We start from the raw sequence: 24395 nt of genomic DNA on the forward strand, positions 1-24395 counted from the left end.
GTTCGGCTATTTAATAAGTGTACCCGAGATCCACAGATTTGATAGTTCGTTTACACCAAATTGATAGCTCAACTGAGCAGGATGAGTGATATTCCACATTGCAATATCCGCCCTCATCCCGGCTTTGAGCACGCCTCGATCATTTAATCCAAGCGCTTTGGCTGCATGACATGTGACCCCTTGTAATGCTTCTTCAGGCGTCATTCGAAATAATGTACAAGCCATATTTAACATCAGACGCAACGAACAAAGCGGTGAGGTACCAGGGTTAAAGTCACTGGCAATGGCCATCGGTACTTGATATTCTCGCAAGAGCTCAATAGGTGGTTGTTGTGTTTCTCTCAAGAAATAATATGCACCAGGTAGCAGTACTGCAGTCACATCGGCTGCTGCCATCGCCTTCACGCCTTGTTCATCGAGGAATTCAATATGATCCGCTGATAACCCCTTAAACTTAGCAACTAATTCAGTGCCATGTTGATTAGATAGCTGCTCTGCATGGCATTTGACTTTTAGGCCTAACGATTTTGCTTTATTGAACACACGTTCGGTTTGCTCGTAACTAAAACCTACATTTTCACAAAACACATCCACTGCACTGGCAAGCTCACGTTTTGCAACTTCTGGCATCATTTGCTCACACACCAAATCAATATAACCATCGGCATTCCCCTTAAATTCAGGAGGTAATGCGTGGGCACCTAAGAACGTACTCTGAATATCGATGGGGTGATGTTCATTTAGTAATTGATTCACTTCTAGTAGCTTCAACTCGTTCTCGGTATCTAGGCCATATCCTGATTTGCTTTCAACGGTGGTGACCCCTTCATTGAGCAAACTGTTCAAGCGATCTTTTGCCAGCACAAATAAGGTTTCGTTATCCGCCAAACGAGTCGATTTTACAGTACTCGCAATGCCGCCCCCTTGTGCAGCGATCTCTTGATAAGACGCCCCCAGCAAACGTTGTTCAAACTCATTTGCTCTGGAACCGGCAAACAGGATATGCGTATGGCAATCAATCAGACCCGGCGTAATCCATTGCCCGCGGCCATTTAGTATCGGAGTATTTATTGCGTCAATTTCTGGCAATGCGCGTTGCGCCCCAAGCCAAACTATAGTGCCATTCTTAACTGCAATTGCCCCTTGCTCAATAAGCCCATAGGGCTTATCAATAGTACTATCCATGGTGGCAATATTAACGTCTACAATGACCAGATCTGCTTCCAACATCGATTGTTCCTCGTAACCAAAGCGTACAAAATAATTTCTTTCAGAGTGTAACAGGGAAACTTGTATATACAAGAAAAGCATGCCATCTTTACCATGATGTTACCGTTGTCGAGGACGATTCCAGTGCATGAGTTACCTAAGTTTGCTCAAATAAAACAACATATAATCGATAATATCAGAGCTGCAAATTGGCTCGAAAACGAACGAGTTCCCTCGGAAAATGAACTAGCAGAACAATTTAACGTCAGTCGCATGACCGCCAGACGCGCTCTGAGTGAGCTCACAGACTCTGGAATACTGACGCGTAGCCAAGGCTTAGGCACTTTTGTTGCGAGCTTAAAGTCTCAGTCATCATTATTGGAGATCCGCAATATCTCCGAAGAAGTCAATGAAAGAAATGGCCAATATTCATGCACGGTATTGCACCTTGAGCTTATTGCAGCAATAGCTCCTATCGCGATTGCATTAGGGGTTGAAGTAGAATCCCCCGTATTTAGAAGTGTCATTGTACACAACGAAAATGAGCTACCTTTGCAAGTCGAGGAAAGGTTTGTCAATCCTGAGCTTGCACCAGAGTACTTAGATCAGAATTTTGAGCTTATAACACCCCATGAGTACTTATCACAGGTAGCACCACTCACAGAAGCGAGGCATACAGTAGAAGCCATTGCTCCTTCACCTGAAGTCTGTCAATGGCTCAATATGTATAACGAAGAACCATGTCTTCAACTTATTCGCCGTACCTGGTCTGAACACGGAATTGTCAGCTTTGCTCGCCTGATCTCTCCAGGCAGTAAATATCGTCTTGGTGGACACCTCACCTTCAAGCGTAAGAAGTAAAACTCAACAGATCGGAAACTGGTAACTAAAACCTAACTTGGTAATACGTGAACCATCAATGATTCGCGAATGTTCATGTTGTTGTCTAAATGTAGGGAGTTCAGTTCCTTGTAATGCACAATGATGACGATAAAAGTCTTCGCGAGTTGGATGTTCTGGATAACAGATATTGTATACTGTCTCTGCTTCATCCCAATTATCTAGTACCACTTTAATGGCATTTAACACATCCCCCTGATGGACCATGTTCACACAACCTTGCGCTGCACTTGGCAATTCTTTACCAGCGATAAACCGTCCGGGCTCCCGTTGTGGACCCTGTAGACCAGCTAACCGCAGCACCTTACCCTGTGCATTAAAAACCATCTCTTCAGCAGTTCTCAATATTGAGACTCGAGAGTTTGATTTATCCGCAAGTTCTGAACTCTCATCATAACAACCCCCCGTACTTGGATAAACGCCAGTGCTTGAACAAAGCAAAAAGCCTTTCGATTGCATTTGCTCAGCTAACTGTAAAGCCACTTCCAGTGTTTTTAGATAGTTTGAATCGGCATGACGGGCACGCGGTGGTACTGCACATACCCAATAGGCATCTGCTAGGGTTAAATTATGTGATAAGTTACTTTCTTCAAGCTTAAATTGTCGTTGCCATGAAAAATTATGGTGCTGCTCTGTTCTTGTTCCTTCAACATGCCATCCTGCGTTGCTAAATAGTGAACATAATGGCTGACCTAACCATCCTGCCCCTAAGACAACTAGCTGTTTTTCTTTCACTGTCATTGTCACTTCATTGCCAAATAACTAAACTGGGTAATAAGTGTATCCAGATACTGCGAGTTAACGCAAACTATGGTGTTCTCTGTTTATCTGTGATTTTATTAAAGTTTGCTGAGTAAAAATAAAAAGAAAAGAATCATGCTAGAGAATCTGTCGTTAAGAAAGAAAATTCTGCTATTGATCGGTGGTACCATTTCGGTATTGCTTATCATCGCATCCAGCTTTTTTGTCAACCATATTGCGACTTTATCCAGAAGCAGCATCGAGCGCGAAGCCCAAAGCTATATTCATTCTGAAAAACTCGCGATGGAAACCTTTTTCGCACAATACGGCAGGGTTGTTGAAACTTTTGTTGGCACTCCGCATACAGTTAGGTGGTTTGAACGTTACAACACTCGCGGTGTTGACCTAACCAATGACGATGATTACCAGCAAATGAACAATGACTTGGTGCGTATTGCGAAAGGGGATGACAACATCCTTTCTGCATTTATCGCCTCAGCAGGTACAGGCGAATACTTTAAAGAAAATGAGCGCATTTCAGCATATGGGGATGGTCGTCCTTACTACGCATACCAAAGACCTTGGTGGCAAGACACCCTAAATTATGGCGGACTGCACGTAGGCCCTATCGCTGTGGATATTAACACTGGTGATGTCTCAGCCGTGATCCGAAAGCCTGTCTATAACGCCAGTGGAAAACTGATTGCAATGGGTGGTGTTGACTTACAAATTAACAAGCTTAATGCCCTTGTTGAGTCTATTAAGTTTGCTAACCAAGGTTATGGATTCTTGCTTGATGGTGATCTCAATGTGGTACATTTATCCAAGCGTACGAACCATAAGCTTTCAACAACCGATGAAGGTCCTAAGGGCAAAGAAGGGTTGGACGGATTAGAAAGTCAGTTTGCTGATACATCGGGTTTTTCAGCGCTAAATAAAGCAATGAAAGCCAACGCAGCAGGTAGTGCTTTTGTCACTTTCAAAGGGGTCGATTATTATGTTGTGTTCGACAACGTTAAGTTAGATAGTCCAATTGTTGATTGGCATGTTGGTATGTTGATACCGGTCTCGTTGATCGAAGAGCCAGTGAATGCTGCGGTGATGAGTACTATCACTGGGGTTATTATTATACTGACCATAATTGTGGCGATGATATTCTTTGCCACAAGAATGATTGCAGGTCCCATTACCACTCTCACCGATACGATGAGAGATATTGCGTCAGGTGAGGGTGACCTTACTCGTCGTATCGAGATCAACAGTAAAGATGAAGTCGGCCAGCTCGCCCATCACATGAATACTTTTATCGATAAACTTCGTGCCATGATGATCGACACCGCGGCGCAAGCTGAACAACTGGGTAGCGCAGCTGAGCAGCTACGTGAAGTATCAAACAATACCAACAGTGAAATCCAGCGAGAAAAAGAGCAAGTCGATAGCGTTAGCGCTGCGGTAACTGAAATGGCCGCAACAGTCACAGAGATTTCAAGAAATGCACAAGAAACCAACCAAGCCGCTGACGATGTACAGCGCATCACCACCGATGGCGCAAACCGTTCGTCTCAAGCACAAGAGGTAATGACTCAACTTGCATTACACATTGGTGAGGCATCTAAGGTCGTGGCAGGACTAGAGCAAGAGGCAAACAGTATCGGCGCAGTAATTGATGTCATCAATGGTATTGCTGAGCAAACTAATCTACTTGCTCTGAACGCAGCGATTGAAGCAGCCAGAGCCGGAGAGCAAGGCAGAGGATTTGCTGTTGTTGCCGATGAAGTTCGCTCTCTGGCTAGCCGCACACAAGAGTCTACCGACGATATTCGTAATATGATTTCTCGCCTACAACAAATCGCGCAGAAAGCATCGACCATGATGCAACAAGGCCAGCAACGAGCCGAAGGTTCCGTAGAAGAAACACAAGCTGTATTAGACGCGTTGAAAGAAATCACCGAGTCTGTCAATACTGTACAAGATCAGAGCCATCAGATCGCCACATCAACTGAGCAGCAAACGGTCGTTGCAGAAGACATCAACAACAGCTTAAATCAGATCAACGAGCTAGTTAACAGCACTGCTAATCATGCCAGCGTGTTAGCAGACGAAGCAAGGGACTTGAACGATTTAGCAAAAGCGTTAAATGCTACCGTGAATCAGTTCAAACTGTAACTTACTATCGCTACGGATATCAAAACACGCCGCAGAAGTGGCGTGTTTTGATCTAAGGCAAAAGCACGGCGCCCATCCCAAGTTACACTACCGCACAAATAAATTACTTGAGTGTGCGTATCGTGATTAACTTACCAATTTGGGATGCTCCCCTTATAAAAAAATATAATATCTCTGGTCCCAGATACACTTCCTACCCCACAGCCTTATCACTGAATGAAGGCTATGGAGAAAAAGACCTTTGTGAAGCGATCTCGCGCTCAAAAACTCGTGCACTTTCTTTATATATTCATATTCCGTTTTGCCACCAGCTTTGTTATTACTGCGGCTGCAACAAGATAATTACCAGACATCAGTCAAAAGCCGATGTGTATCTTGATCATCTCGAGCAAGAGATCGCAGCAAAAGCGCCATTATTTAAAGACTATCAGGTCCACCAACTGCATTTAGGTGGTGGTACGCCAACTTTTCTGACAGCCGAACAAATGACGCGCTTAGTTGCGCTACTTGAACACCATTTTCTGTTTGCTGAGCAGGCACAAAGAGGAATAGAAATAGACCCTCGTTCGCTCGCTGACAACATGTTAGATACCTTAAAAACGCTAGGCTTTAACCGTGTTTCTTTTGGTGTCCAAGACTTTAACGACAAAGTGCAAGAAGCCGTAAATAGACCACAACAAATTGATGATGTATTGGCCACGCTGAGTCACGCTCGCGAACTAGGTTTTAAATCTATCAATATGGATATGATTTATGGGCTTCCTTTTCAAACTGTAGCCAGCTACAGGAAAACGATAGAGCAACTCATTGCGCTGTCGCCTGATCGTGTTTCAGTGTTTAACTATGCGCACCTTCCAGAACGTTTCGCCGCGCAGCGAAAACTCAAAGAAAGTGACATGCCAAGTGCTGCTGACAAGCTGGCAATATTCAAACAAACGCTGGAGCAAATGACGACTGCCGGCTATCAATTTATTGGCATGGATCACTTTGCCAAGCACGATGATGAATTAGCGATTGCTCAGCGGGAAGGACATTTGCATAGAAATTTCCAAGGCTATACCACCCATGGCGACTGCGACTTACTAGGTTTGGGCGTTTCATCTATCTCGCAAGTTGGACACCAAATTTTGCAAAATGAGAAAGAGCTTCGGGCTTATTACCATGCCTTGGAAGAAAACCAAAGTGCCATAAAAAAAGGCATTACGTTACATCATGATGATGAAATAAGAGCTGCAGTCATCAAACAACTTATCTGTCACTTTAGTCTTAATAAAGCCGAGTTCTCAGCTCGATTTAATATCAACTTTGATGACTACTTCCAAACTGCTCTGGAAGCACTACAACCTCTGGTTAAAGATGAGTTAGTAGTGAATACACCAACACAAATCCAAGTCACCGATAAAGGTAACTTGTTTATTCGTATCATTTGTATGTGTTTTGATGCTTATCTACAAAAGCAACTTATGAATACTCGCTTCTCTAGAGTTATCTAACACACAATAAAAAAGCGCGCCAATTTAAGCGCGCTTTATAACTTCATCCATTCTGTTACTGGAAAACAACGTTGTCGCTTCCCGGTGCTGCTTTAAACTGTTTAATCAGCTTTTCACAGTCCGCCAGTATTTCTTGCTCTAGCGCTTCTTCTGCTCGCCAACGCTGTGAGTCTAGTTTGAAGATTTCTTTCTTGGAGTACTTTTTTCGCGCATCATGGGTTGGCATTTCTTTTACTTCATCGTACATTTTGTACACACCAGGATACGCTTCCTCTAGCGTGATTTCTTGATCAAAGCTGTACTGAGACACCAACACCCAGACACGCAAGCAGCCTTCTGAATACTCACATTGCTGTTCTTTCATTGCTCTGGCAATGAGGTTGATACTATCAGCTAGCTTAGCATTACGCTTTTGGCGCGATTCTGCGAGCTCTGCTGCTTTTTGTTGTTGGTACTTTGCAATTTGCTCTTTTTGCACCTTCAACTGCCAAAGTAATCTTCCTGCATAAAATGCCAAACCTGCAATGATTATCGCGCCAATTATGATGGCGATGATCCATGCTGTCGTCATTACTTATCTTCACCTTCAAAGTCGTCAGTTAACCATTCATTGGCTAAATCATTACTCATAAACTGCTCTAATGGATCATCGTCTTGCATATCTTGCTCTTCAAACTCGTCGTCAATTCCAAGTAGTTCACATAGCTCCTGATGACGTGCTATACCGCGATTGAAGTATTTAGCATCTTTACCTGTCAGTAACTCGCCGCGTTCATGGCGATCAAGTAATGCCATTAAACGCTCATCGTTCTCAAGTTGCTCTAGCTCTTGCTCTGGTGAGAGTGTCTCTTGTACTTTTCGCAGTTGAACTTGAGGTTGTAAATGACGTTTCAACTCTGGCTGGTTGTTTTCATTTGATGATGTAGTCCCAGCTACTAATGCAATCGGTTTTTTACTACCAACACGTGGATCGGTATTCTTAGACGCTTTACCATCATCAACAGCTTTAACAGCGGGTGCATTACGTGAGCCCGGTTTTTTACCTTTGAGCTTTTTACTGCGCTGCTCTTTTAGCGCACGAAGTTCTTTTAGCTTATCTTTGCTCAGTCTAGGCGTGCCATTAGAAGCTACTTTGCGGGTCTTTTTCTTTCTCGTCATAACTAATTACCATTGTTTAGCGCACTTGCGTGCTTGGTGAGTATGATGACGTCGGTACCGATAAACTCAAGTTCGCAATCAAAGTGTCGTGCCACATACTCAAATGTCGAGCGGCTAAAAAACGAAATATGCGTCAAATCGTTTTTATAATGCCAACTCGCAAACCTTTCTTTATTAATGACCAATTTAGTCATTAATGCCAAAGGCGCTCCGAGTTCAAGTATAGACAACAACTTGGCTAGTACTTTTCCCGGCTCCGCCACATGCTCAATCACCTCTGTACAAACAATAAAGTCATATCGTGACTCCAGTACTTCAGGGTGATTTGCATAAAATAAGTCAAATAAAGCAACTTCATGTTTCGCTTCTGCCAACATTTTTGCCAACAAAGGGCCTGGACCACAACCAAAATCTAACCCGCGAGAAGGCTTCTTTAATCTAGCCAATAGTGGTTCCAACACTCTCGATAAAAAACGCCGATAACCCGCATCCTCCAGATCGTTTTCGTGACTATCATAAATAGCTTTTTCCTGCTCAGGTGAAAGCCGCTCTCGCGGATCAACGAAAACAAGGCTACATTGCTGACATTGCCAGTAACTGCGTTTTTTGTCTTGATAGTATGAAATAACGTGAGTGCTTTGACATAAGCCACATTGCGTTGGATATGGATTTTGCAGCATAAACTAAAAATTGCTTATTAAGGCGCCTATTGTATCAGGTTACTTGACGCCAACCAAATAAAAAGGCGGCAGAGATTGCTCTCTACCGCCTACTAATCTGAGCGTCACAACTGGACACTTCTCCCTTCGACTTTTAAAAGTCTGTTATTATTATTCTTCTTAATTGTTGTCAGTCCGTATTGTTTTTATTTGATACTTCCGTGACGCTTTCCATATTGTTTTTATTATGAGACTTCCATGAGATTTATTTTTCTCGGTCTTCCTAACGCTTTCTTAATAATCCTTTGCATCCAAATTTAGACACTAAACTGCCACCTACGCTTCCTATGCGCCTTGTCCCTTTTTTTGTATTGCCTGGCGACAACGAATAATCTACGCTTCTGAGCGCGAGTTACAACTGTGTAATAACAATTTTCTTACCAAAGTATTTTTTGTAAATAAAGAACAAGATAAATTACATAAACTTACATTTTAATTATTTTGTAAAATGAGCTAAAACTCACACAGAAGGAGGGCGATTATCTCACACCAAAAGTGAGATATATCTCACAGATTGGCACACAAAAAAAGCAGCTTGTGCTGCCTTTTTCACAATGATACCAGCTTATCAAAACAGTGCTGGCGTCTATATAATACTTTAGTGCAGTCCACCCAAGTATTTAGACAAAATTTCTATATCTTTATCCGTTAGTTTCTTCGCAATATCACCCATCATGCCATTTAGGTCGTTACTGCGTGTACCGTCACGGAACTTTTCAAGCTGAGACTTGATATATTCTGGATGCTGGAAAGAAATTTTTGGAAACTTCGCAAGTGATGTACCGTTACCACGAGGTCCATGACATGCCGCGCAAGATGGGATACCGCGCTCTGCATCACCCGCCTTGTAAAGTTTTTGACCTGCTACGACGACATCTTCAGGAGTAGTTCCTGCTGACATGTTTAATGATGCGAAGTATGCTGCTAGGTCTTTCATATCTTGATCAGAAAGCGGCATAGCCATCCCACTCATCACTGGGTCCATACGGCCTTCACTACCACCGGACGTCATGCCCAGTTTAAACTCATGTAGCTGTTTGTAGATATAGTCAGCATGCTGACCTGCTATTTTTGGATACATAGTTACAGGAGCATTGCCGTCTGGTCCATGGCAAGCTGCACATGTAGCAGATTTAGCTTTACCTGCTTCTGCGTCACCATCGAATGCCGTTGCGTTGCTTGCTGACAACGTACCAAGCAACATTGTTAAAGTTAATGCTATTTTTTTCATGGTAAATTCTCTGTTTCCGACCCTGTAATTTTCACCCGATAAAAGTGTCTATGCTTTTATCTGAGCTGATGATACCAATCAGTACTATATATAAACTATGTTGATAACCAGAACTTACAAGGCTTGAAGCAATGCGGATCAACCCTATAAACTCCAGCACGCAATCTCTGTTAAGTGTTATGACTGACGGTACAAACACTAGATTGACGATGCAATTTCTACATTCTACACGATATTAGATTGTGTGGCACGTTTTCTACCCATATTAGGCTTATAAATTATAGGGTTTTGACCTAGATTAAGTATTAAACAGTCATAATTTACGCTTACCGCCGGAAACCAAGCGTCAGCGCAAACTTGTTGTGCTTTAGAAAACCACGAGACTGTTATAAAATACCTTATTAGCTTTAATTTTCAGTCCACTTTAGTAGGAGTTCGCGTGTTAAAGTCTCGCATTAAGTATAATACGGCAGAATTTGTCACCAGCGCACCAGATATCAGTAAACTGCCTGCAGATACCGGTATTGAGGTTGCCTTTGCAGGCCGTTCAAATGCAGGCAAGTCAAGTGCGTTAAACGCCCTAACTGACCAAAAGCTGGCTCGTACCAGTAAAACACCAGGCCGAACCCAACTTATTAATACCTTTTCTTTAGGCGAAGATCAGCGTTTAATCGATTTGCCCGGCTATGGTTTTGCCAAAGTTCCTATAGAGATGAAAAAGAAATGGCAAAAGTCTTTAGGTGAATACCTACAAAAGCGTCAATGTTTAAAAGGTATCGTGGTATTAATGGATATTCGTCACCCGTTAAAAGACTTGGATATGGATCTTATTAACTGGGCCGTTGGCAGCAAAATACCAGTATTGGCACTGCTGACCAAAGCAGACAAGTTAAAACAAGGAAAAAGAAAAGCAGAAGTATTGCAAGTACGTAGAGCATTATCTGAGCTCGACGGAAATATCACTGTACATGCTTTCTCATCGTTGAAAGGGATTGGCTTGAATGAATTAGCATGGCAATTGGATGACTGGTTTCTAGGTCCTTATGTCAAGCCTGAAAGCACGGAGCCAGAGGCGTAGCTTTCTGTATTATTCGAAATAGAACTTCGATTGGGCTGACAGCAAGTAATGCGCGCCACTTTTGTCAGCCTGTAATTGTTCAACCCACTGATAATAAACATTGCGAGAGACCCTCGCCTCCAAGCCGTAATCTAATTTTAAATAAGGGACATCACAGCCGTTGACGTGCCTAAGCTGTAGTGGGTATGTAGCACAAATCGGCCAGCTTCTTTGCACGTTGTCCACTGCAACAATGCATGGTGCAAGTCCCAAAGCGTCAGCTATCGAACAATGATACCAGCTCACTATCACAAACGCGCTGTCTTCGACATCTACCAGACACTTTTCAACTGGCGTTTTCAACCAATGCCCATCGCCATCAAAGCTCAAAAGACTAGCAAATAACTTAACCAACGCTTGTCGCTTTATGGGTGCGCCATCGTGATACCACGTTCCATCACGTTTGATACTTATGTTGCTACTCGCGCAGTCTTGCGCCGTCCAAGATTCTGTCGGCGCATGATGTTGCTTGTAATACTCAACTAATGAATCAAGGTTTTGCATCAAAAACCAATTGGAAGTTTACTGGTACGCTGGTCGCAATACTGTCAAGCCCCGCGATTTTTCTTAGAGCTTCAATACCGTCGCCCAAGCCAAACTGGTTCGCGTTCACTATCACCGCTCGGATGGGTACTATGTGCAGACCCTGTTTACTCTTAGTGATCTGCAAATCTAAAGACAATGGCTGCGTTTCACCGTTAAGCGTTAATGTAGCTGATACCGAATTGACTTGTTGCGTGCCGAATTTTAATGCCTGCAAAGTCTTGGCTACTTCCGCCTTAACTACAGCCGTTGGAAATTTAGCAACGTTAAATAACATGTCGCGCATACGCTCGTTGCGGATCGGGATCATTGTCTCAACACTTGCGAGATCAATGGTTACTGCTAACTCGCCACTTTCACTTAGTTGCGCATCAAAGCGCTTAAAGTGATGAACTTCTGCAATCGTGTTTTTTTTGATAGACACAAAGCTTAAGTCACTTTGCGCAGGGGAAAACTGCCAGCCAGCGAATGCTTGGGCAGAAAATAAAGCACAGCCGATAAGAAATTGTTTAAACATGCACACTCCGAATTTAAGCACGATAAAATCACTTTTTATAGTGTAAATGATTATTCATCAGAATAAACAATTAACGAAGGCGAAACACGGAAAGATCAGAAAAACACGGCTCGCTATGATAGGCGAGCCGCTATAGCAATCTGGGGAGAAGCTATCAATACACTGTATCCTCTTGCGAGAGATACATCATCAACAGGATGTCCTACAGGATGAGGACGGCGCGAACTCTATCAAATAGAAAAAAGGAAATAAACATTAAAAAGCAAAATTTGCGCCAATTTGATGTAATATCAACGCAAACTTAGTCTATTTTACGAAAGTTTAACAGCGGTACTTTTTTATAACGCTTTGTTGATAGTAACCACTCGCGTACTAGGCACGAAGTTACTTTTTTATGGTAAATACAAATTGACCGACTCGATAGCAATTGAACTAGTCCGCACCCCACTGGATATGATTCAATGATCTTTAAGCTGGTATCAAATCCGCTTACCGCAGTGCTCCTCAGCCTCTCGTTTGTTTCTTGAACCATCCACATAGAAATCCAATTTAATTGAAGTCAATACAGGTTGCCTATCTTTATTGGAAACCGTGGGTTCCCACTGCCAATTTTTCAGCGCTTGGATCGCGCTTTTATCAAACGCCCCCTCTGGAAAAGATTTTTTGATTTTATACCCTACTGGATTGCCATCTGGTCCAATGCCAACAGTTATTATGGTGCATCCAGAAGCTCTTTTGCTGAGTTGAGACGCTGGATATTGTGGGTGCTGAGAAGATTTTACTTGCCAATACAGGTCTGTTTTGGAGACATTTTGGTCATCAGAAAAATCGAGATAGTTTAAAGGCTGATTTAATTTTTTTGACGGTGGCGCTTTATCCTTTTGGGACTGGCATCCAATCAGGGCCAGAGAAAGCAAAGCAATCAATGTCTTGTTCATAGTTAATCCTTTATATTTTCCAACATTTGTAACGTCTCGCGCATTAATTTGCGAAACATAAACGCGAGAATGTCCTTGCTGTCGCTACGTAATGCGACAAGGTAGCACAGTTTGTCTAGTTTTTACTGTGCCACCAGATTTATCTAACTTCAAGTTCAGCTATTTGCATTTGCTCCAACAAACTTGGTCAAACAACAATTAATCAATGAGCTTGGTCCCAGTTATCTCCACTGTCAGCCTCAACTAACAAAGGTACATCCAAACTCGCTGCCCCGCTCATTAACCGACAAATTTGCTCGCTAAACTCATCCACTTTCTCGGTTTTTATCTCAAAGACCAGTTCATCGTGTACCTGCATCAGCAGCTGAATATCTTCGCTACTACATGTCTGCAACCACTTATCAACGTTGATCATTGCCTTTTTAATGATATCTGCAGCGGTTCCCTGCATCGGTGCATTTATCGCGGCACGCTCTGCAGCTTTACGTCTAGCACCATTTCTTGCTTTGATATCCGGCAAGTAGAGCCTGCGGCCAAATAATGTCTCAACATATCCTTGCTCCGCGGCTTCCGCGCGGGTTCGCTCCATATATTCCAATACGCCTGGGAAGCGCTCAAAATACTTATCCATATAATGTTGTGCTTCATGGCGAGGAATATCGAGTTGCCGCGATAAACCAAACGCACTCATACCATAGATCAAACCAAAATTTACCGCTTTCGCTTTGCGGCGCATATCTGAAGTTACTTCTTCTAGGGGCACTGAAAATACTTCAGCGGCGGTTGCTTTGTGTACATCTTTGCCCTCGGCAAAGGCGTTCAGCAGTCCCTTATCTTGCGATAAATGAGCCATGATCCGCAATTCAATTTGGCTATAGTCAGCGGCGACGATTTGTTTACCTTTATCCGCGACGAATGCCTGACGAATTTTTCGTCCAGCCTCGTTGCGGATTGGAATATTTTGCAAATTAGGATCGCTAGAACTTAACCGACCCGTCGCGGTCACTGCCTGATGATAAGAAGTATGCACACGACCAGTTTCAGGGTTGATTAACTTTGGCAGCTTGTCTGTATACGTCGACTTTAACTTAGCCAATCCTCGGTGTTCGATGATCAACTTAGGCAGTGGATAATCATGCGCCAATTCTTGCAGCACATCTTCAGCAGTCGAAGGTGCCCCTTTAGGCGTCTTTTTAATTACCGGCAACCCCTGTTTCTCAAATAAGATCCCTTGCAATTGCTTAGTTGAACTGAGGTTAAATTCTTCTCCAGCCAATGCAAACGCTTCTTGCTCGAGTTCCTGTAGACGCTTTTCAATTTCTAAGCTTTGTTGTGCAAGCATCTCACAGTCGATATGCACCCCTGTTCTTTCGATCCGAGATAACACACTCAATAAAGGTAGCTCGATATCGTTAAAGACCGTTTGGAGCGTTTGTTCTTTAGTGAGCAACGGCCACAAGTGCTGGTGCAACCTCAGTGTGATATCGGCATCTTCAGCGGCATAAGGCGCAGCTTTTTCTAACTCAATTTGGTTAAAGGTAAGTTGCTTTTTACCTTTACCTGCTATGTCTTCAAAACTGATGTTTTTGTGGCCTAGATACTTCAACGCCAATGAATCCATGTCGTGTCGTGTAGCCACACTATTAAACACATACGACTCAAGCATTGTGTCAAAAGCGATACCATTAAGCGCTAAGCCCGCACGAGCAAGGACGCTTTGATCATATTTAAGGTTTTGTCCGACTTTTTTTATCGAGTCATCTGCTAAGATTGGTGCCATAACTGAAAACACCAGTTCTTTACTCAACTGTTCTGGTGCACCAACATAGTCATGTGCAATCGGTAGATAAGCGGCCTCGCCTGGAGCGACCGCAAAACTCATGCCCACAAGCTCAGCTTGCATATAATCTAGGCTGGTCGTTTCGGTATCGAACGCAACAAGCTCTGCGGATCTCAGCTTATCAGCCCACGCGCTAAGTTGTGCTTCCGTTAAGATAGTTTCGTAACTCGCCTCTATATCATCAACGAGAGGCGCTGAGCCTTGTGCTTCTACTTCTGTAATAGCAGCTTGTGACTTACCGTCCAGTAATTCAGCTAACCAACGTTTAAACTCGCATTGACCGTACAATTCAATCAACCGGTCTTTGTCCATTTCTGCAATTTTGAACTGCTCTAAATCTTGCTCAACGTCACAGTCTAACTTGATTGTTGCGAGCTCATAAGACAATTCCAGCTGGGATTTGTGTTCTTCCAGCTTCTTGGCCATGGTTTTCGAACCTCTAAACCCGAGCGCAGCGATTTTGTCCAAGTTTTCATAAAGCTGGTCTATTGAACCCAACCCTTGCAACATAGCCAAAGCGGTTTTTTCACCCACTCCAGGTACACCAGGAATGTTATCGACCTTGTCTCCCATTAATGCCAGATAATCGATGATAAGCTCAGGACCAATACCAAACTTTTCTACCACACCTTGTGGATCTAGAATGGTATTCGTCATGGTGTTGATCAAGGTAACGTGTTCATTAACTAACTGAGCCATATCTTTATCACCGGTACTGATCAAGACATGCCTTTGTTGCTCCGTCGCGATACGAGAAAATGTACCAATGACATCGTCGGCCTCAACACCCGATATACTTACCAACGGTAATCCCATCGCTTTAATGATCTCGTGAATGGGTTCAATTTGCGTTCTCAGATCATCCGGCATCGGTGGACGATGCGCTTTATATTCAGAATACATGTCGTTTCTGAACGTTGGACCTTTCGCATCAAATACAACCACCATGTGACTGGGCTGATATTGCTTAAGCAAGCTTTTCAGCATGTTAATCACACCATAAATTGCACCAGTAGCCTCACCTTTAGAATTAGTTAAATGTGGTGGCGCATGATACGCACGAAATAGATAAGAAGAGCCATCAACCAAGATCAAAGGATTTTCTGGGATCTGCGACATAGAAAAGGATCCTAAATTAAGTCCAACAATTAAGTAGTGCGATAGCATGCCACAAGCCCAACTATAAAACGAGTTTGATTGTTAACGGCAAGGGATAAAACAGAAAGAAAACCTGTGGATAACTTTGTAGATAAATACGAAAAAGAGAACCAATTCTCTAACCGAGTGGCTCTAAAAAAATTAACTTATTGATTTTAAAAAGAGTTTATCGGCTCTTTTATTGTTATTATTTTTCCTACATTGTGAATAAGGAAATAAATCAGATACTTCTAAACCCTCAAATGAATAAAAAACGAACTGCTATTTTTGAGAGGACGAGTATACTACCACAATTGATCAAAGATCATAGATGATCCTTTATAATTTTTTATTTCGTTTAACGTAACTATTATGCATATAGCGCGTGTATCTTGATTTAGAAGGAAGAATAAAATGAAAAAAGTTGCAATCATCCTGAGTGGCTGCGGTGTATTTGATGGTGCTGAGATCCATGAGTCTACTTTATCGATGCTTTATGTCATGCAAGCTGGTGCTCAATACCAATGCTTCGCTCCTAATATCGAGCAGTACCATGTGATCAACCACCTTACCGGTGAGCCACAACCGGAAACTAGAAATGTGTTGGTTGAAGCTGCTCGTATAGCCAGAGGTGAGATCGCAGATCTTGCCTCACTAAACCCTGACGAATTTGACGCGTTGCTACTTCCTGGCGGTTTTGGCATTGCCAAAAATCTTTCTGACTTTGCTTTCAAAGGCGCCGAATCGCATGTGCTGGAAACTGTCAAAGCTGCTTGTACGGCCTTTAGCACTCAACATAAACCAATTGCTTACTTGTGTATCGCACCTGCACTTATTGGCCACATTCACCCAGAGAATACACTTGCTACCATTGGTAACGATCCAGATACTGCTTCTGCAGTAAACGCATTGGGCGCAAAACACGTCAATTGTAATGTCGAAGATATCGTCTTTGACGTACAAGCAAAAGTGATTAGTACACCAGCCTATATGTTGGCGACTTCAATACTGGAAGCTGCTAAAGGGATCGAGAAAGCAGTGAATAAGCTTATCGAGCTTGCCTAGCTTTGTGAACTTCATGGATCAAAAAGGGCAATATCTTTGCCCTAGCACAACAAATTATAGTTTTTAGGGATTTATACTCAAGTTTACGTTTTATAAATGAACAGGTGACGTTATAATCCCGCTAATTCCGTCATCCATTATCGTGATTGAACACATTCAAACGAAGTGAGCAAGGCAAATGAAAAAACTTTCAGCAGCACTATTATTGCTATCTACTGCGGCAGTCGCGCAGCCATTCGACAATGCTTTAACTGATGAAGCGATTAAAAAACGTTTACAACCTGTAGGCTCAGTTTACTTAGCTGGCGCTGAAAGTGCAGCAGAAGCAGCACCAACTGGCCCTCGCTCTGGTGAACAAGTTTATCAAGCTGCTTGTTTTGCTTGTCACGGTACTGGCGCGCTTGGTGCACCTAAAACGGCAGACGATTGGGCACCTCGTATCGCTAAGGGTATGGATGTATTGCTAGACCATGCAATCAATGGCTTTAACGCGATGCCACCGCGTGGTACATGTACAACTTGTTCTGATGAAGAAATCTCAGCAGCAATTGATTTCATGACCAAACAATAAAAAACACGTTCATTTGTAAACAGAATGTTTACAAAGCAAAGTGCAGCATTTTCGCTGCACTTTCATTATAATTTTGCACTTGACCCACCCCCCTAAAAGTGAAACTATTACGTACAATAATTAGACAAAAATAATAATTGGTTTCATCATTGGCAAACCTAACGCAACAGGTTGAGAAACTCTCTAGAAGAACCACTCGGTTAGAGTCTTTATTAAAAAAGTACAAAAGAAAGTCTCAACTTCAACATACGCTTCTTCAGTTATCAGAACAGGCCAGTACTGTTGCTGAGTTAACCCTGTTGTATCCAGCTATTCATAATATTCTTGCCCAATATCTTCCGAGTAAAAGCTTCTACGTCGTACTACAAAACCAGTTTACTCAAGCACTTGAGTTATCATATTTTGTTGACGAAAAAGATGGTATTTCCGTTCCCCTCAATGAGTCTCATCATTTTAATCAAGGCGTAACTGGCTTTGTATTCCGTACAGGCGAAACGGTGTACATGAATAAAACTGATATGCTGGACCGCGCCAAAGCGGGTCAGTTTAAACTCATGGGAAGTATGGCAGAATATTGGGTCGGTGTACCTATTTATCGTGAAAGCACCATCATCGGCGTTATGGTGTCTCAAAGCTATCATCTCGATCAACCTTACAGCGAGCACCAAATCGAGCTGCTTGAGGTGATGTCGCTTTATCTTGCGACAGCCATTGAACGAGTTAAAAAACGTGAGCTTTTAGAGTCAGAAGTCAAAATCCGCACTCGTGCACTCATGCAAAGTAATGAAGCTTTAAATAAAGAAATAGAAAACCGCAAACGCGCGCTTGATCGGCAGCAGATCCTATTTAAGATTTCAGAACTGGCAACGCAATTTACGGACATTGATGATGTATATAAGCAAGTACACGACATCATTCGTTCAATCACGTTTGCCGATAATTTATATATCGCCTTATATGACCGTGATAACAACTGGCTCAATTTCCCTTATAGTGTCGATGAAGTCACTCAATATAAGCCTCGTCCATTTGACCGAGGCTATAGTGAACTGGTCATTCGCTCAGAACAAAGCCAACTTATCGATACCAAAAGAGCAAAGCAGTTACTGAAAAGTGGCGAGGTTGTGCGCCCTAAACACTATGACCTGACAGGCTCTGCCACAAGTTGGTTAGGCGCACCACTAAAAACCGCATCTGGTGTTATCGGATTGATCGCTTGCCAAGCCTATAATCATAGCTATGAATTTAATTATGAAGATGTTGAATTAATTTCTTTTGTTTCCAACCAAGTAGCTTCGGTATTACAAACTCATCTTGCAAATCAAGCGCTTAAAACCAGTCACCAGCAACTAGAGCACCGCGTTGCCGAAAAAACCAAAGAGCTACAGCAAACCAATTTGCATCTACAAATGCAAATTGAAGAGCGTAAAAAAGTAGAACAACAACTTTACCACGATGCACACCATGACTCACTCACCGGTTTGCCTAATCGCAGTTTGTTTTTAATGCAACTAGACAAAACCCTGAAAAAGCATCACCGCTACCCCGAAGACAATTTTGCTGTACTATTTATTGATCTGGACAAATTTAAAGAGATCAATGATGAACTTGGTCATCAAGCTGGTGATCAATTTCTTGTCAGTGTCAGTCAGTCGTTTGCACAGTGTATTCGTGATCACGATCTGCTTGCTCGCCTTGCTGGAGACGAATTTGTGATCTTATTGGATCATTTATCCGAACGACAACAAGCTGAAGACGTTGCCAAGCGCATTATTAAAGTCATGCAACAACCTTTCTGTATGAAGGGAGTGTGTATGCAAAGTGGTGCCAGTATTGGGATCACATACAGTAATAAGCAGTACAAAAATACCGATGAAATCATTCGTGATGCTGACGCTGCCATGTATTACGCAAAAAATGCGGGACGAGGCCGATACGAATTCTATCACCCTCTACTTACCGCTGGTAGCGGCTCGAGTAAACAGATAGAGCAACACCACCTAGATGAGTTACCAACTCACTTTAGAGGCACAGAAATAGTTAACTGGTCTGATACCAACCAACAAATTTCATTTTTAGAAGCCTTTGGTGAACACCCCATTTTAGGTAGCACCAGTTTTGACGTACTGAAAAAATTCGCGGCGCAAAAAGCACAGCTATTAGAGATAGAGCTATCTCTGCTAAATCAAGCGCAAAAGTTTGCGCTCTCTTTAAGACATGAAGTGTTATTTTGTTGCTCTGCAGTATTACTTGAAAGCATTCATTTTGATGTACTGAAAAAGCAACTTCACAAGTACGATTGCGACATTTGTATCTTATTTGAGGAAAGTGAACTTCGCCATGCATCAAGCCAACAGTTAACTAATTTAAAAGTGCTCGCGGAACTTGGCTTTTCAGTTGGCTTAAATAATTATGGTAAAGATCGCTGTGATCTGACATTACTAAGTCAAGTCGGCTTTACTTATCTTTTACTAAGCTCCACATTCAGCAAACGTGTGTTGCAACAAAACAGCTATGAGATCCAGCTGCATGGTATCTTAGCAGTGACTAAAGCCAAGGGAGTCAAAGTCATCGCCAGAGGTCCAGCGATTTTAAACTTTAGAAGTCTACTGGAAAAACATGGACTAGAGCTGTTTTTTGGAAAGCAACGCACCTTGAATCCGAAAACGAAAACGGAAACGGAAGCAACTTCATACAGCCAACCGCTTTCCAGCGAATCAATCCCGTCTTAACATCGCTCTTAAGTTTGCAACCTTAGCTTGGCCTTTTTCCATTCTTTCCGCTTGCGACGCGACGGCTTGTTTTCCTTCAACTTGAATGTCATCTTGCGGTAGTTCTTGTACAAAACGACTCAGCTCTGGCGTGATCTGTTCTCCAAACTGCCGCCTTGATTTCGCATAGGTCATCGTGAGGGTTTGTTGGGCTCGCGTGATCCCGACATATGCTAAGCGCCGCTCTTCTTCCACGTTATCTTCGTCAACACTGGTTTGATGAGGTAGTAGCCCTTCTTCCATACCCACCATGAACACATGGGGATATTCAAGTCCTTTAGAGGCATGTAACGTCAATAATTGCACGGCGTCCGAATCATCTTCTTCTTCATTGCGTTCTAACATGTCTCTTAGGGTTAGTTTGCTGACTACCTCAGGTAAAGTCATTGCTGGGTTATCTGCATCACCTGTCAACATGTCACTGATCCAGCGATAAAGTTCAGAGACATTTTTCATTCGCATTTCAGCCGCTTTGGCACTGGGTGAAGACTCATACAAATAAGCTTCGTAGTTAATTTCTCGTACCATGTCTTTCACAGCTTCGAGGGTATCTCCTCGCACAGCTCGATCCGATAATTCCACAACCCAGCGCGCAAAACCCATCAACGCATTAAACCCTCTTCCGCCCAAACGCTCAGCCAAAGACGTTTCAAAGCATGCTGCAAACAAACTAATATGTAGCTCATTAGCTAAACTGCCTAATTTCTCAAGTGTCACTGGACCTATTTCACGCCTTGGTGTGTTCACGATACGCAGAAATGCATTATCGTCATCTTGGTTCACCAATAAGCGTAAATAGGCCATGATGTCCTTAATTTCACTGCGCGCAAAAAATGACATACCGCCACTGATCTTGTAGGGAATACGGTTTGCCATCAGCGCTTTTTCAAACACCCGAGCTTGATGGTTACCGCGATACAAAATAGCATAGTCTTTAAAGCTCGTGCGCTTCATAAACTTATGAGAAATGATCTCTGCAACAACGCGTTCGGCTTCATGTTCTTCATCTCGCGTTGCAATTAACCGCAGTGGATCTCCATAGCCCAACTCACTGAATAACTGTTTATCAAACTCGTGCGGATTATTAGCAATCAAAATATTTGCCGCTTTCAGAATCCGTCCAGCACTGCGGTAATTTTGTTCCAATTTGATTAATCTTAGCCCTGGAAAGTCTTTACTTAGCAGTACCAAGTTTTGCGGTTTAGCGCCACGCCAAGAATAAATCGACTGATCGTCATCTCCAACCACAGTAAAGCGCGCTCGTTCGCCGACCAGAAGCTTTACCAACTGATACTGACTGGTATTGGTATCTTGATATTCGTCAACCAACAGATAGCGAAAGCGCTGCTGCCAACGTTCCCTAACTTCTACAGATTGGTTCAATAATAAAGTTGGGATCATGATGAGGTCGTCAAAATCCAATGCATTGTAAGCACGGAGCTGAGTTTGATAACGCGCATAGAGTTGTGCGAATAATGCTTTTTGTGGTTCTCTTGCTTCTCGGATAGCGCGTTCGGGTAAAATTAATTCATTCTTCCAATTACCGATCTGCATTTTTAGTAGGTTGAGCAAGTCCTTATCTCTATCAAGCTCTTGTTCCGTAAGTTCCGCTAACAGTTGATTGGTGTCTTGATCATCAAATAAAGAAAAGCCCGGCTTGTAGCCTAATGTTTTCACTTCTTTTTTGATGATCTCTAGTCCAAGAGTATGGAAAGTCGAAACCCACAGTCCTTTCGCCTCTTGCTTACCCAGAGTTTGTGAAACGCGCTCTCGCATTTCTTTCGCCGCTTTATTGGTGAAAGTAACCGCGGCAATATTTCTCGCTTTGTACTCACACTTCTGCACCAAATACGCTATTTTATTGGTGATAACACGAGTTTTACCAGAGCCTGCACCAGCCAGTACTAAGCAGGGACCGCTGATGTATTTAACAGCTTCATCTTGTTTTGGATTCAGTTTCATCGTGGTGTTCCGGTTGGCTCTAGTGTTAAGGTAAAACAGCGCGGCATTTTACCGCATCAACGGCTAACTATGAAGCAATCATAAGCGTATACTTTTCCCTCTCCCGCTGTTGAGGTAAGATGCAGATATATGATGCGAAAAGCAAAGGTATAAATATGATTAACCCAGCAAAGCTCGAAGAAATCGCCAAGCAGATCTCAAGTAACATGCCCCAAGGTGTAAAAAACCTGGCGGATACATTCGAAGCCAAGACAAAGCAAGTGATCCAATCTAAATTATCTGAGATGGATTTTGTCAGTCGTGAAGAATTTGATATCCAGAGCAAAGTGCTGATCCGCACGCGTGAAAAGCTAGCCGAGCTAGAGGCGCGCGTTGCTGAATTGGAAGCGAAACAAGCAACTCCGACAGAAAGTGCTGAGTAAGGTTAACCCTTACTCATTGTTTCTCTACATAGCGCTGATTTAGTTTTAGCAGCGCCTTTTCGTAATTTAAAGCAACCGTATCTGCTGCGTCCACCGCATTCGCTACTTCATTAAGTAGCCCATCAGCTAGACCATAAACCCAACCGTGTACCGATAAAGCTTGTCCACGCTGCCAAGCCTCTTGAACAATGTTACTCATACATACATTGCGAACTTGCTCGATAACATTCAGTTCACACAAGACCGCACACTGCTTATCTGCTAATACTTTTTCTAATATCGACTGATGTTTTTCTTTAACATCAGCAACATGACGCAGCCAATTATCAATAAGACCAAATTTAGCTTCATCTAATACGGCTTGCACACCACCACAACCGTAGTGACCAACCACCATAATATGCTCGACTTTTAAAACTTCCACGGCATATTGCATTACCGACAGACAGTTATGATCGGTGTGTACAACCACATTTGCTACGTTACGATGTACAAACAGCTCGCCAGGCATAAGATCGACAATTTCATTGGCGGGTACTCTCGAGTCAGAACAGCCAATCCACAGGTAATCCGGGTTTTGTTGTTGCGACAGCTTTTTGAAAAACTCGGGATCTGCGGCTTCTGTTCGCGCTGCCCAGTTCTTGTTGTTTTGAAGCAAGTGCTCCAACTGGCTGGTAGGGTGTTTACACATTTTTATTCTCCAGCCACCTATTTAGTGGCCTGTATTAAAATATTCCTTGGTGTGAGTCGCTTGTCACAAAACGTACTCACTCGAACATCATACCCAGCCTCTTGTAAATATAAAGCTCTATCTAGCACTAACCACATTTCAATCGGGCGTCGAAACAAATGTCGAACCAATTCGATTCTGTCCGTGATGCGTTTACGCGCTTCTCCCAATGCCTGATACTTTTCGTAATCAATTCCTGTTGGCAAAGGAAGTTGTTTTTGCTCACTTGCCCACTCACAAAATTCCTTGAAACTGGTTGAGAAAATCGCCTTGTTAACGGAAGGAACGCTGATATAACTCTGTTCTCCGGTCAGATCTTTACGTAATGCATCAAACCCTAACCGCCAACTGACTTCCGTTTTTCTGATTGATGCTACTCGTGCAGGTGCAGTCACGGTTTCTTGCAACGCAAGCTTCATATCATGATGAGTTAACGCTAACTCTGTTGTCTGTGCAGCCTGACTCAAAGATTGATATAGTGAGGGGGTGAACAGGTGATAACAGCAAGGCGATAACGATAGCTTCTTGGTTTGCTGCGTGACCGCATGAGTTAAGAATACCCTATGTAGTTGGCCACACGCATGTAACGCAACGCCGTGCTGATGTTCATTAAAAAGATGCTCAACCTGATCATTTAGTACATCTGCACAATGAAACTGAACGGCTAGCTCCTGACTTTTTGCCGCAGCCCGCCCTTGTTCGCAGAGCCCTGCTTGTAACTCAACACTATCCACCTTTGGCGCGCCGTGAAACGCCAGTAAACGTCCTAAATGTCCCTTTCCTGCACACCATTCCAATACGGGTAGTTGCTGTTCGTCTACCGCACTAACGAAGTCTTGTAATTGCGCTAGTTTTCGCCCTTTTACACCGTTGCTCAACCAAAATGGTAACTCAGTTCGTGGCGCGTGTAAGTGAGGTAAATGACATAGTTTATTAAGCGTTACTAGCGGCTCAATATACGGTAAAAACAGTGCGTGTAGCCGTTGCTCACACGAGTCAATGTCATTCACTTCTTGATCACTGAGTTGCTCAAGCACGGGGGCAAGATCCAACCATGGCAATGTATGATGTTGAAATGCCATCAGCTGCCAATACGGTTTGGTTTGCCGCAATAAAGCATCAAGCTGGAGAAATTGTTGAAGCAAAGACACAAAAATCACTACTC

General features: G+C 43.0%; 21 protein-coding genes. 8 read left to right on the plus strand and 13 right to left on the minus strand.

The genetic code is table 11. The features are described 5' to 3' along the window. Positions 1-6: 6 nt before the first annotated feature. Entirely contained in the window at positions 7-1230 is a 1224-nt protein-coding gene (gene hutI, locus ACSLBF_RS16340) for an imidazolonepropionase (protein ID WP_440054403.1), read from the minus strand. Between the two features lie 96 nt (positions 1231-1326). On the opposite strand from hutI, the gene hutC reads away from it, so the two are divergent. Further along, a complete protein-coding gene (gene hutC, locus ACSLBF_RS16345; protein WP_440056257.1) occupies positions 1327-2070 on the plus strand; it encodes a histidine utilization repressor in 744 nt (247 codons plus the stop codon). A gap of 3 nt (positions 2071-2073) precedes the next feature. Here hutC and ACSLBF_RS16350 read toward each other — a convergent pair whose 3' ends face one another. Further along, complete coding sequence (locus tag ACSLBF_RS16350; RefSeq protein ID WP_440054404.1) at positions 2074-2850, minus strand: NADP-binding protein; 777 nt, start codon at positions 2848-2850, stop codon at positions 2074-2076. A 135-nt stretch (positions 2851-2985) separates the two neighbouring features. Between ACSLBF_RS16350 and ACSLBF_RS16355 the strand changes: the two genes are divergently transcribed. Beyond that, the gene (locus ACSLBF_RS16355) at positions 2986-5016 is read left to right on the plus strand and encodes a methyl-accepting chemotaxis protein (protein WP_440054405.1); all 2031 of its coding nucleotides are present in this window, start codon (positions 2986-2988) and stop codon (positions 5014-5016) included. A 122-nt stretch (positions 5017-5138) separates the two neighbouring features. Further along, on the plus strand, positions 5139-6509 hold the full coding sequence (hemN, locus tag ACSLBF_RS16360) for an oxygen-independent coproporphyrinogen III oxidase (protein ID WP_440054406.1): 1371 nt from the start codon (positions 5139-5141) through the stop codon (positions 6507-6509). A gap of 55 nt (positions 6510-6564) precedes the next feature. Here the strand turns inward: hemN and ACSLBF_RS16365 are convergent, their stop codons facing one another. The 4 genes from ACSLBF_RS16365 to ACSLBF_RS16380 all read right to left on the minus strand — a co-directional run bounded on the left by ACSLBF_RS16365 (position 6565) and on the right by ACSLBF_RS16380 (position 9617). Further along, positions 6565-7080 (minus strand): DUF2489 domain-containing protein, encoded by a 516-nt coding sequence (locus ACSLBF_RS16365; protein ID WP_440054407.1) that lies wholly within the window; start codon positions 7078-7080, stop codon positions 6565-6567. Next, positions 7080-7667, minus strand: coding sequence for a Der GTPase-activating protein YihI (gene yihI / locus ACSLBF_RS16370; RefSeq protein WP_440054408.1), 588 nt, complete (start codon positions 7665-7667; stop codon positions 7080-7082). Before yihI ends, ACSLBF_RS16365 begins: the two co-directional genes overlap by 1 nt. A 2-nt stretch (positions 7668-7669) precedes the next feature. Continuing rightward, positions 7670-8347, minus strand: coding sequence for a class I SAM-dependent methyltransferase (locus tag ACSLBF_RS16375; protein WP_440054409.1), 678 nt, complete (start codon positions 8345-8347; stop codon positions 7670-7672). 637 nt (positions 8348-8984) lie between these two features. Continuing rightward, positions 8985-9617, minus strand: coding sequence for a c-type cytochrome (locus tag ACSLBF_RS16380; protein WP_440054410.1), 633 nt, complete (start codon positions 9615-9617; stop codon positions 8985-8987). A 439-nt stretch (positions 9618-10056) separates the two neighbouring features. Here ACSLBF_RS16380 and yihA point away from each other — a divergent pair, with 439 nt between their 5' ends. Then, positions 10057-10695 (plus strand): ribosome biogenesis GTP-binding protein YihA/YsxC, encoded by a 639-nt coding sequence (yihA, locus tag ACSLBF_RS16385; RefSeq protein ID WP_440054411.1) that lies wholly within the window; start codon positions 10057-10059, stop codon positions 10693-10695. A gap of 9 nt (positions 10696-10704) precedes the next feature. On the opposite strand, the gene ACSLBF_RS16390 is transcribed toward yihA, so the two are convergent. The 4 genes from ACSLBF_RS16390 to polA all read right to left on the minus strand — a co-directional run bounded on the left by ACSLBF_RS16390 (position 10705) and on the right by polA (position 15691). Further along, the gene (locus tag ACSLBF_RS16390; protein ID WP_440054412.1) at positions 10705-11238 is read right to left on the minus strand and encodes a DUF1285 domain-containing protein; all 534 of its coding nucleotides are present in this window, start codon (positions 11236-11238) and stop codon (positions 10705-10707) included. Beyond that, positions 11225-11794, minus strand: a complete 570-nt coding sequence (locus ACSLBF_RS16395; protein ID WP_440054413.1) for a YceI family protein — start codon at positions 11792-11794, stop codon at positions 11225-11227. Before ACSLBF_RS16395 ends, ACSLBF_RS16390 begins: the two co-directional genes overlap by 14 nt. A 479-nt stretch (positions 11795-12273) precedes the next feature. Further along, positions 12274-12732: an energy transducer TonB gene (locus tag ACSLBF_RS16400; RefSeq protein WP_440054414.1), complete on the minus strand. Its 459-nt coding sequence runs from the start codon at positions 12730-12732 to the stop codon at positions 12274-12276. A gap of 202 nt (positions 12733-12934) precedes the next feature. Further along, positions 12935-15691 carry a DNA polymerase I gene (gene polA, locus ACSLBF_RS16405; protein WP_440054415.1) on the minus strand — a complete coding sequence of 919 codons (2757 nt, stop codon included), beginning with the start codon at positions 15689-15691 and terminating at the stop codon, positions 12935-12937. Between the two features lie 432 nt (positions 15692-16123). On the opposite strand from polA, the gene elbB reads away from it, so the two are divergent. The 3 genes from elbB to ACSLBF_RS16420 all read left to right on the plus strand — a co-directional run bounded on the left by elbB (position 16124) and on the right by ACSLBF_RS16420 (position 20077). Beyond that, on the plus strand, positions 16124-16774 hold the full coding sequence (gene elbB / locus ACSLBF_RS16410; protein WP_440054416.1) for an isoprenoid biosynthesis glyoxalase ElbB: 651 nt from the start codon (positions 16124-16126) through the stop codon (positions 16772-16774). Between the two features lie 178 nt (positions 16775-16952). Further along, positions 16953-17345, plus strand: a complete 393-nt coding sequence (locus ACSLBF_RS16415; RefSeq protein WP_440054417.1) for a c-type cytochrome — start codon at positions 16953-16955, stop codon at positions 17343-17345. Between the two features lie 149 nt (positions 17346-17494). Next, positions 17495-20077, plus strand: coding sequence for a diguanylate cyclase domain-containing protein (locus ACSLBF_RS16420; RefSeq protein ID WP_440054418.1), 2583 nt, complete (start codon positions 17495-17497; stop codon positions 20075-20077). Here the strand turns inward: ACSLBF_RS16420 and rep are convergent. After that, positions 20063-22078: a DNA helicase Rep gene (gene rep / locus ACSLBF_RS16425; protein ID WP_440054419.1), complete on the minus strand. Its 2016-nt coding sequence runs from the start codon at positions 22076-22078 to the stop codon at positions 20063-20065. The genes ACSLBF_RS16420 and rep overlap by 15 nt on opposite strands. Before the next feature lie 155 nt (positions 22079-22233). Here rep and ubiK point away from each other — a divergent pair, with 155 nt between their 5' ends. After that, entirely contained in the window at positions 22234-22500 is a 267-nt protein-coding gene (ubiK, locus tag ACSLBF_RS16430; protein ID WP_440054420.1) for a ubiquinone biosynthesis accessory factor UbiK, read from the plus strand. A 13-nt stretch (positions 22501-22513) separates the two neighbouring features. On the opposite strand, the gene can is transcribed toward ubiK, so the two are convergent. Next, the gene (can, locus tag ACSLBF_RS16435; protein WP_440054421.1) at positions 22514-23191 is read right to left on the minus strand and encodes a carbonate dehydratase; all 678 of its coding nucleotides are present in this window, start codon (positions 23189-23191) and stop codon (positions 22514-22516) included. 17 nt (positions 23192-23208) lie between these two features. Then, positions 23209-24381 carry a methyltransferase gene (locus tag ACSLBF_RS16440; RefSeq protein WP_440054422.1) on the minus strand — a complete coding sequence of 391 codons (1173 nt, stop codon included), beginning with the start codon at positions 24379-24381 and terminating at the stop codon, positions 23209-23211. Positions 24382-24395: the final 14 nt, after the last annotated feature.

This window comes from Pseudoalteromonas sp. T1lg65, assembly GCF_051930985.1.
Classification (GTDB): domain Bacteria; phylum Pseudomonadota; class Gammaproteobacteria; order Enterobacterales; family Alteromonadaceae; genus Pseudoalteromonas.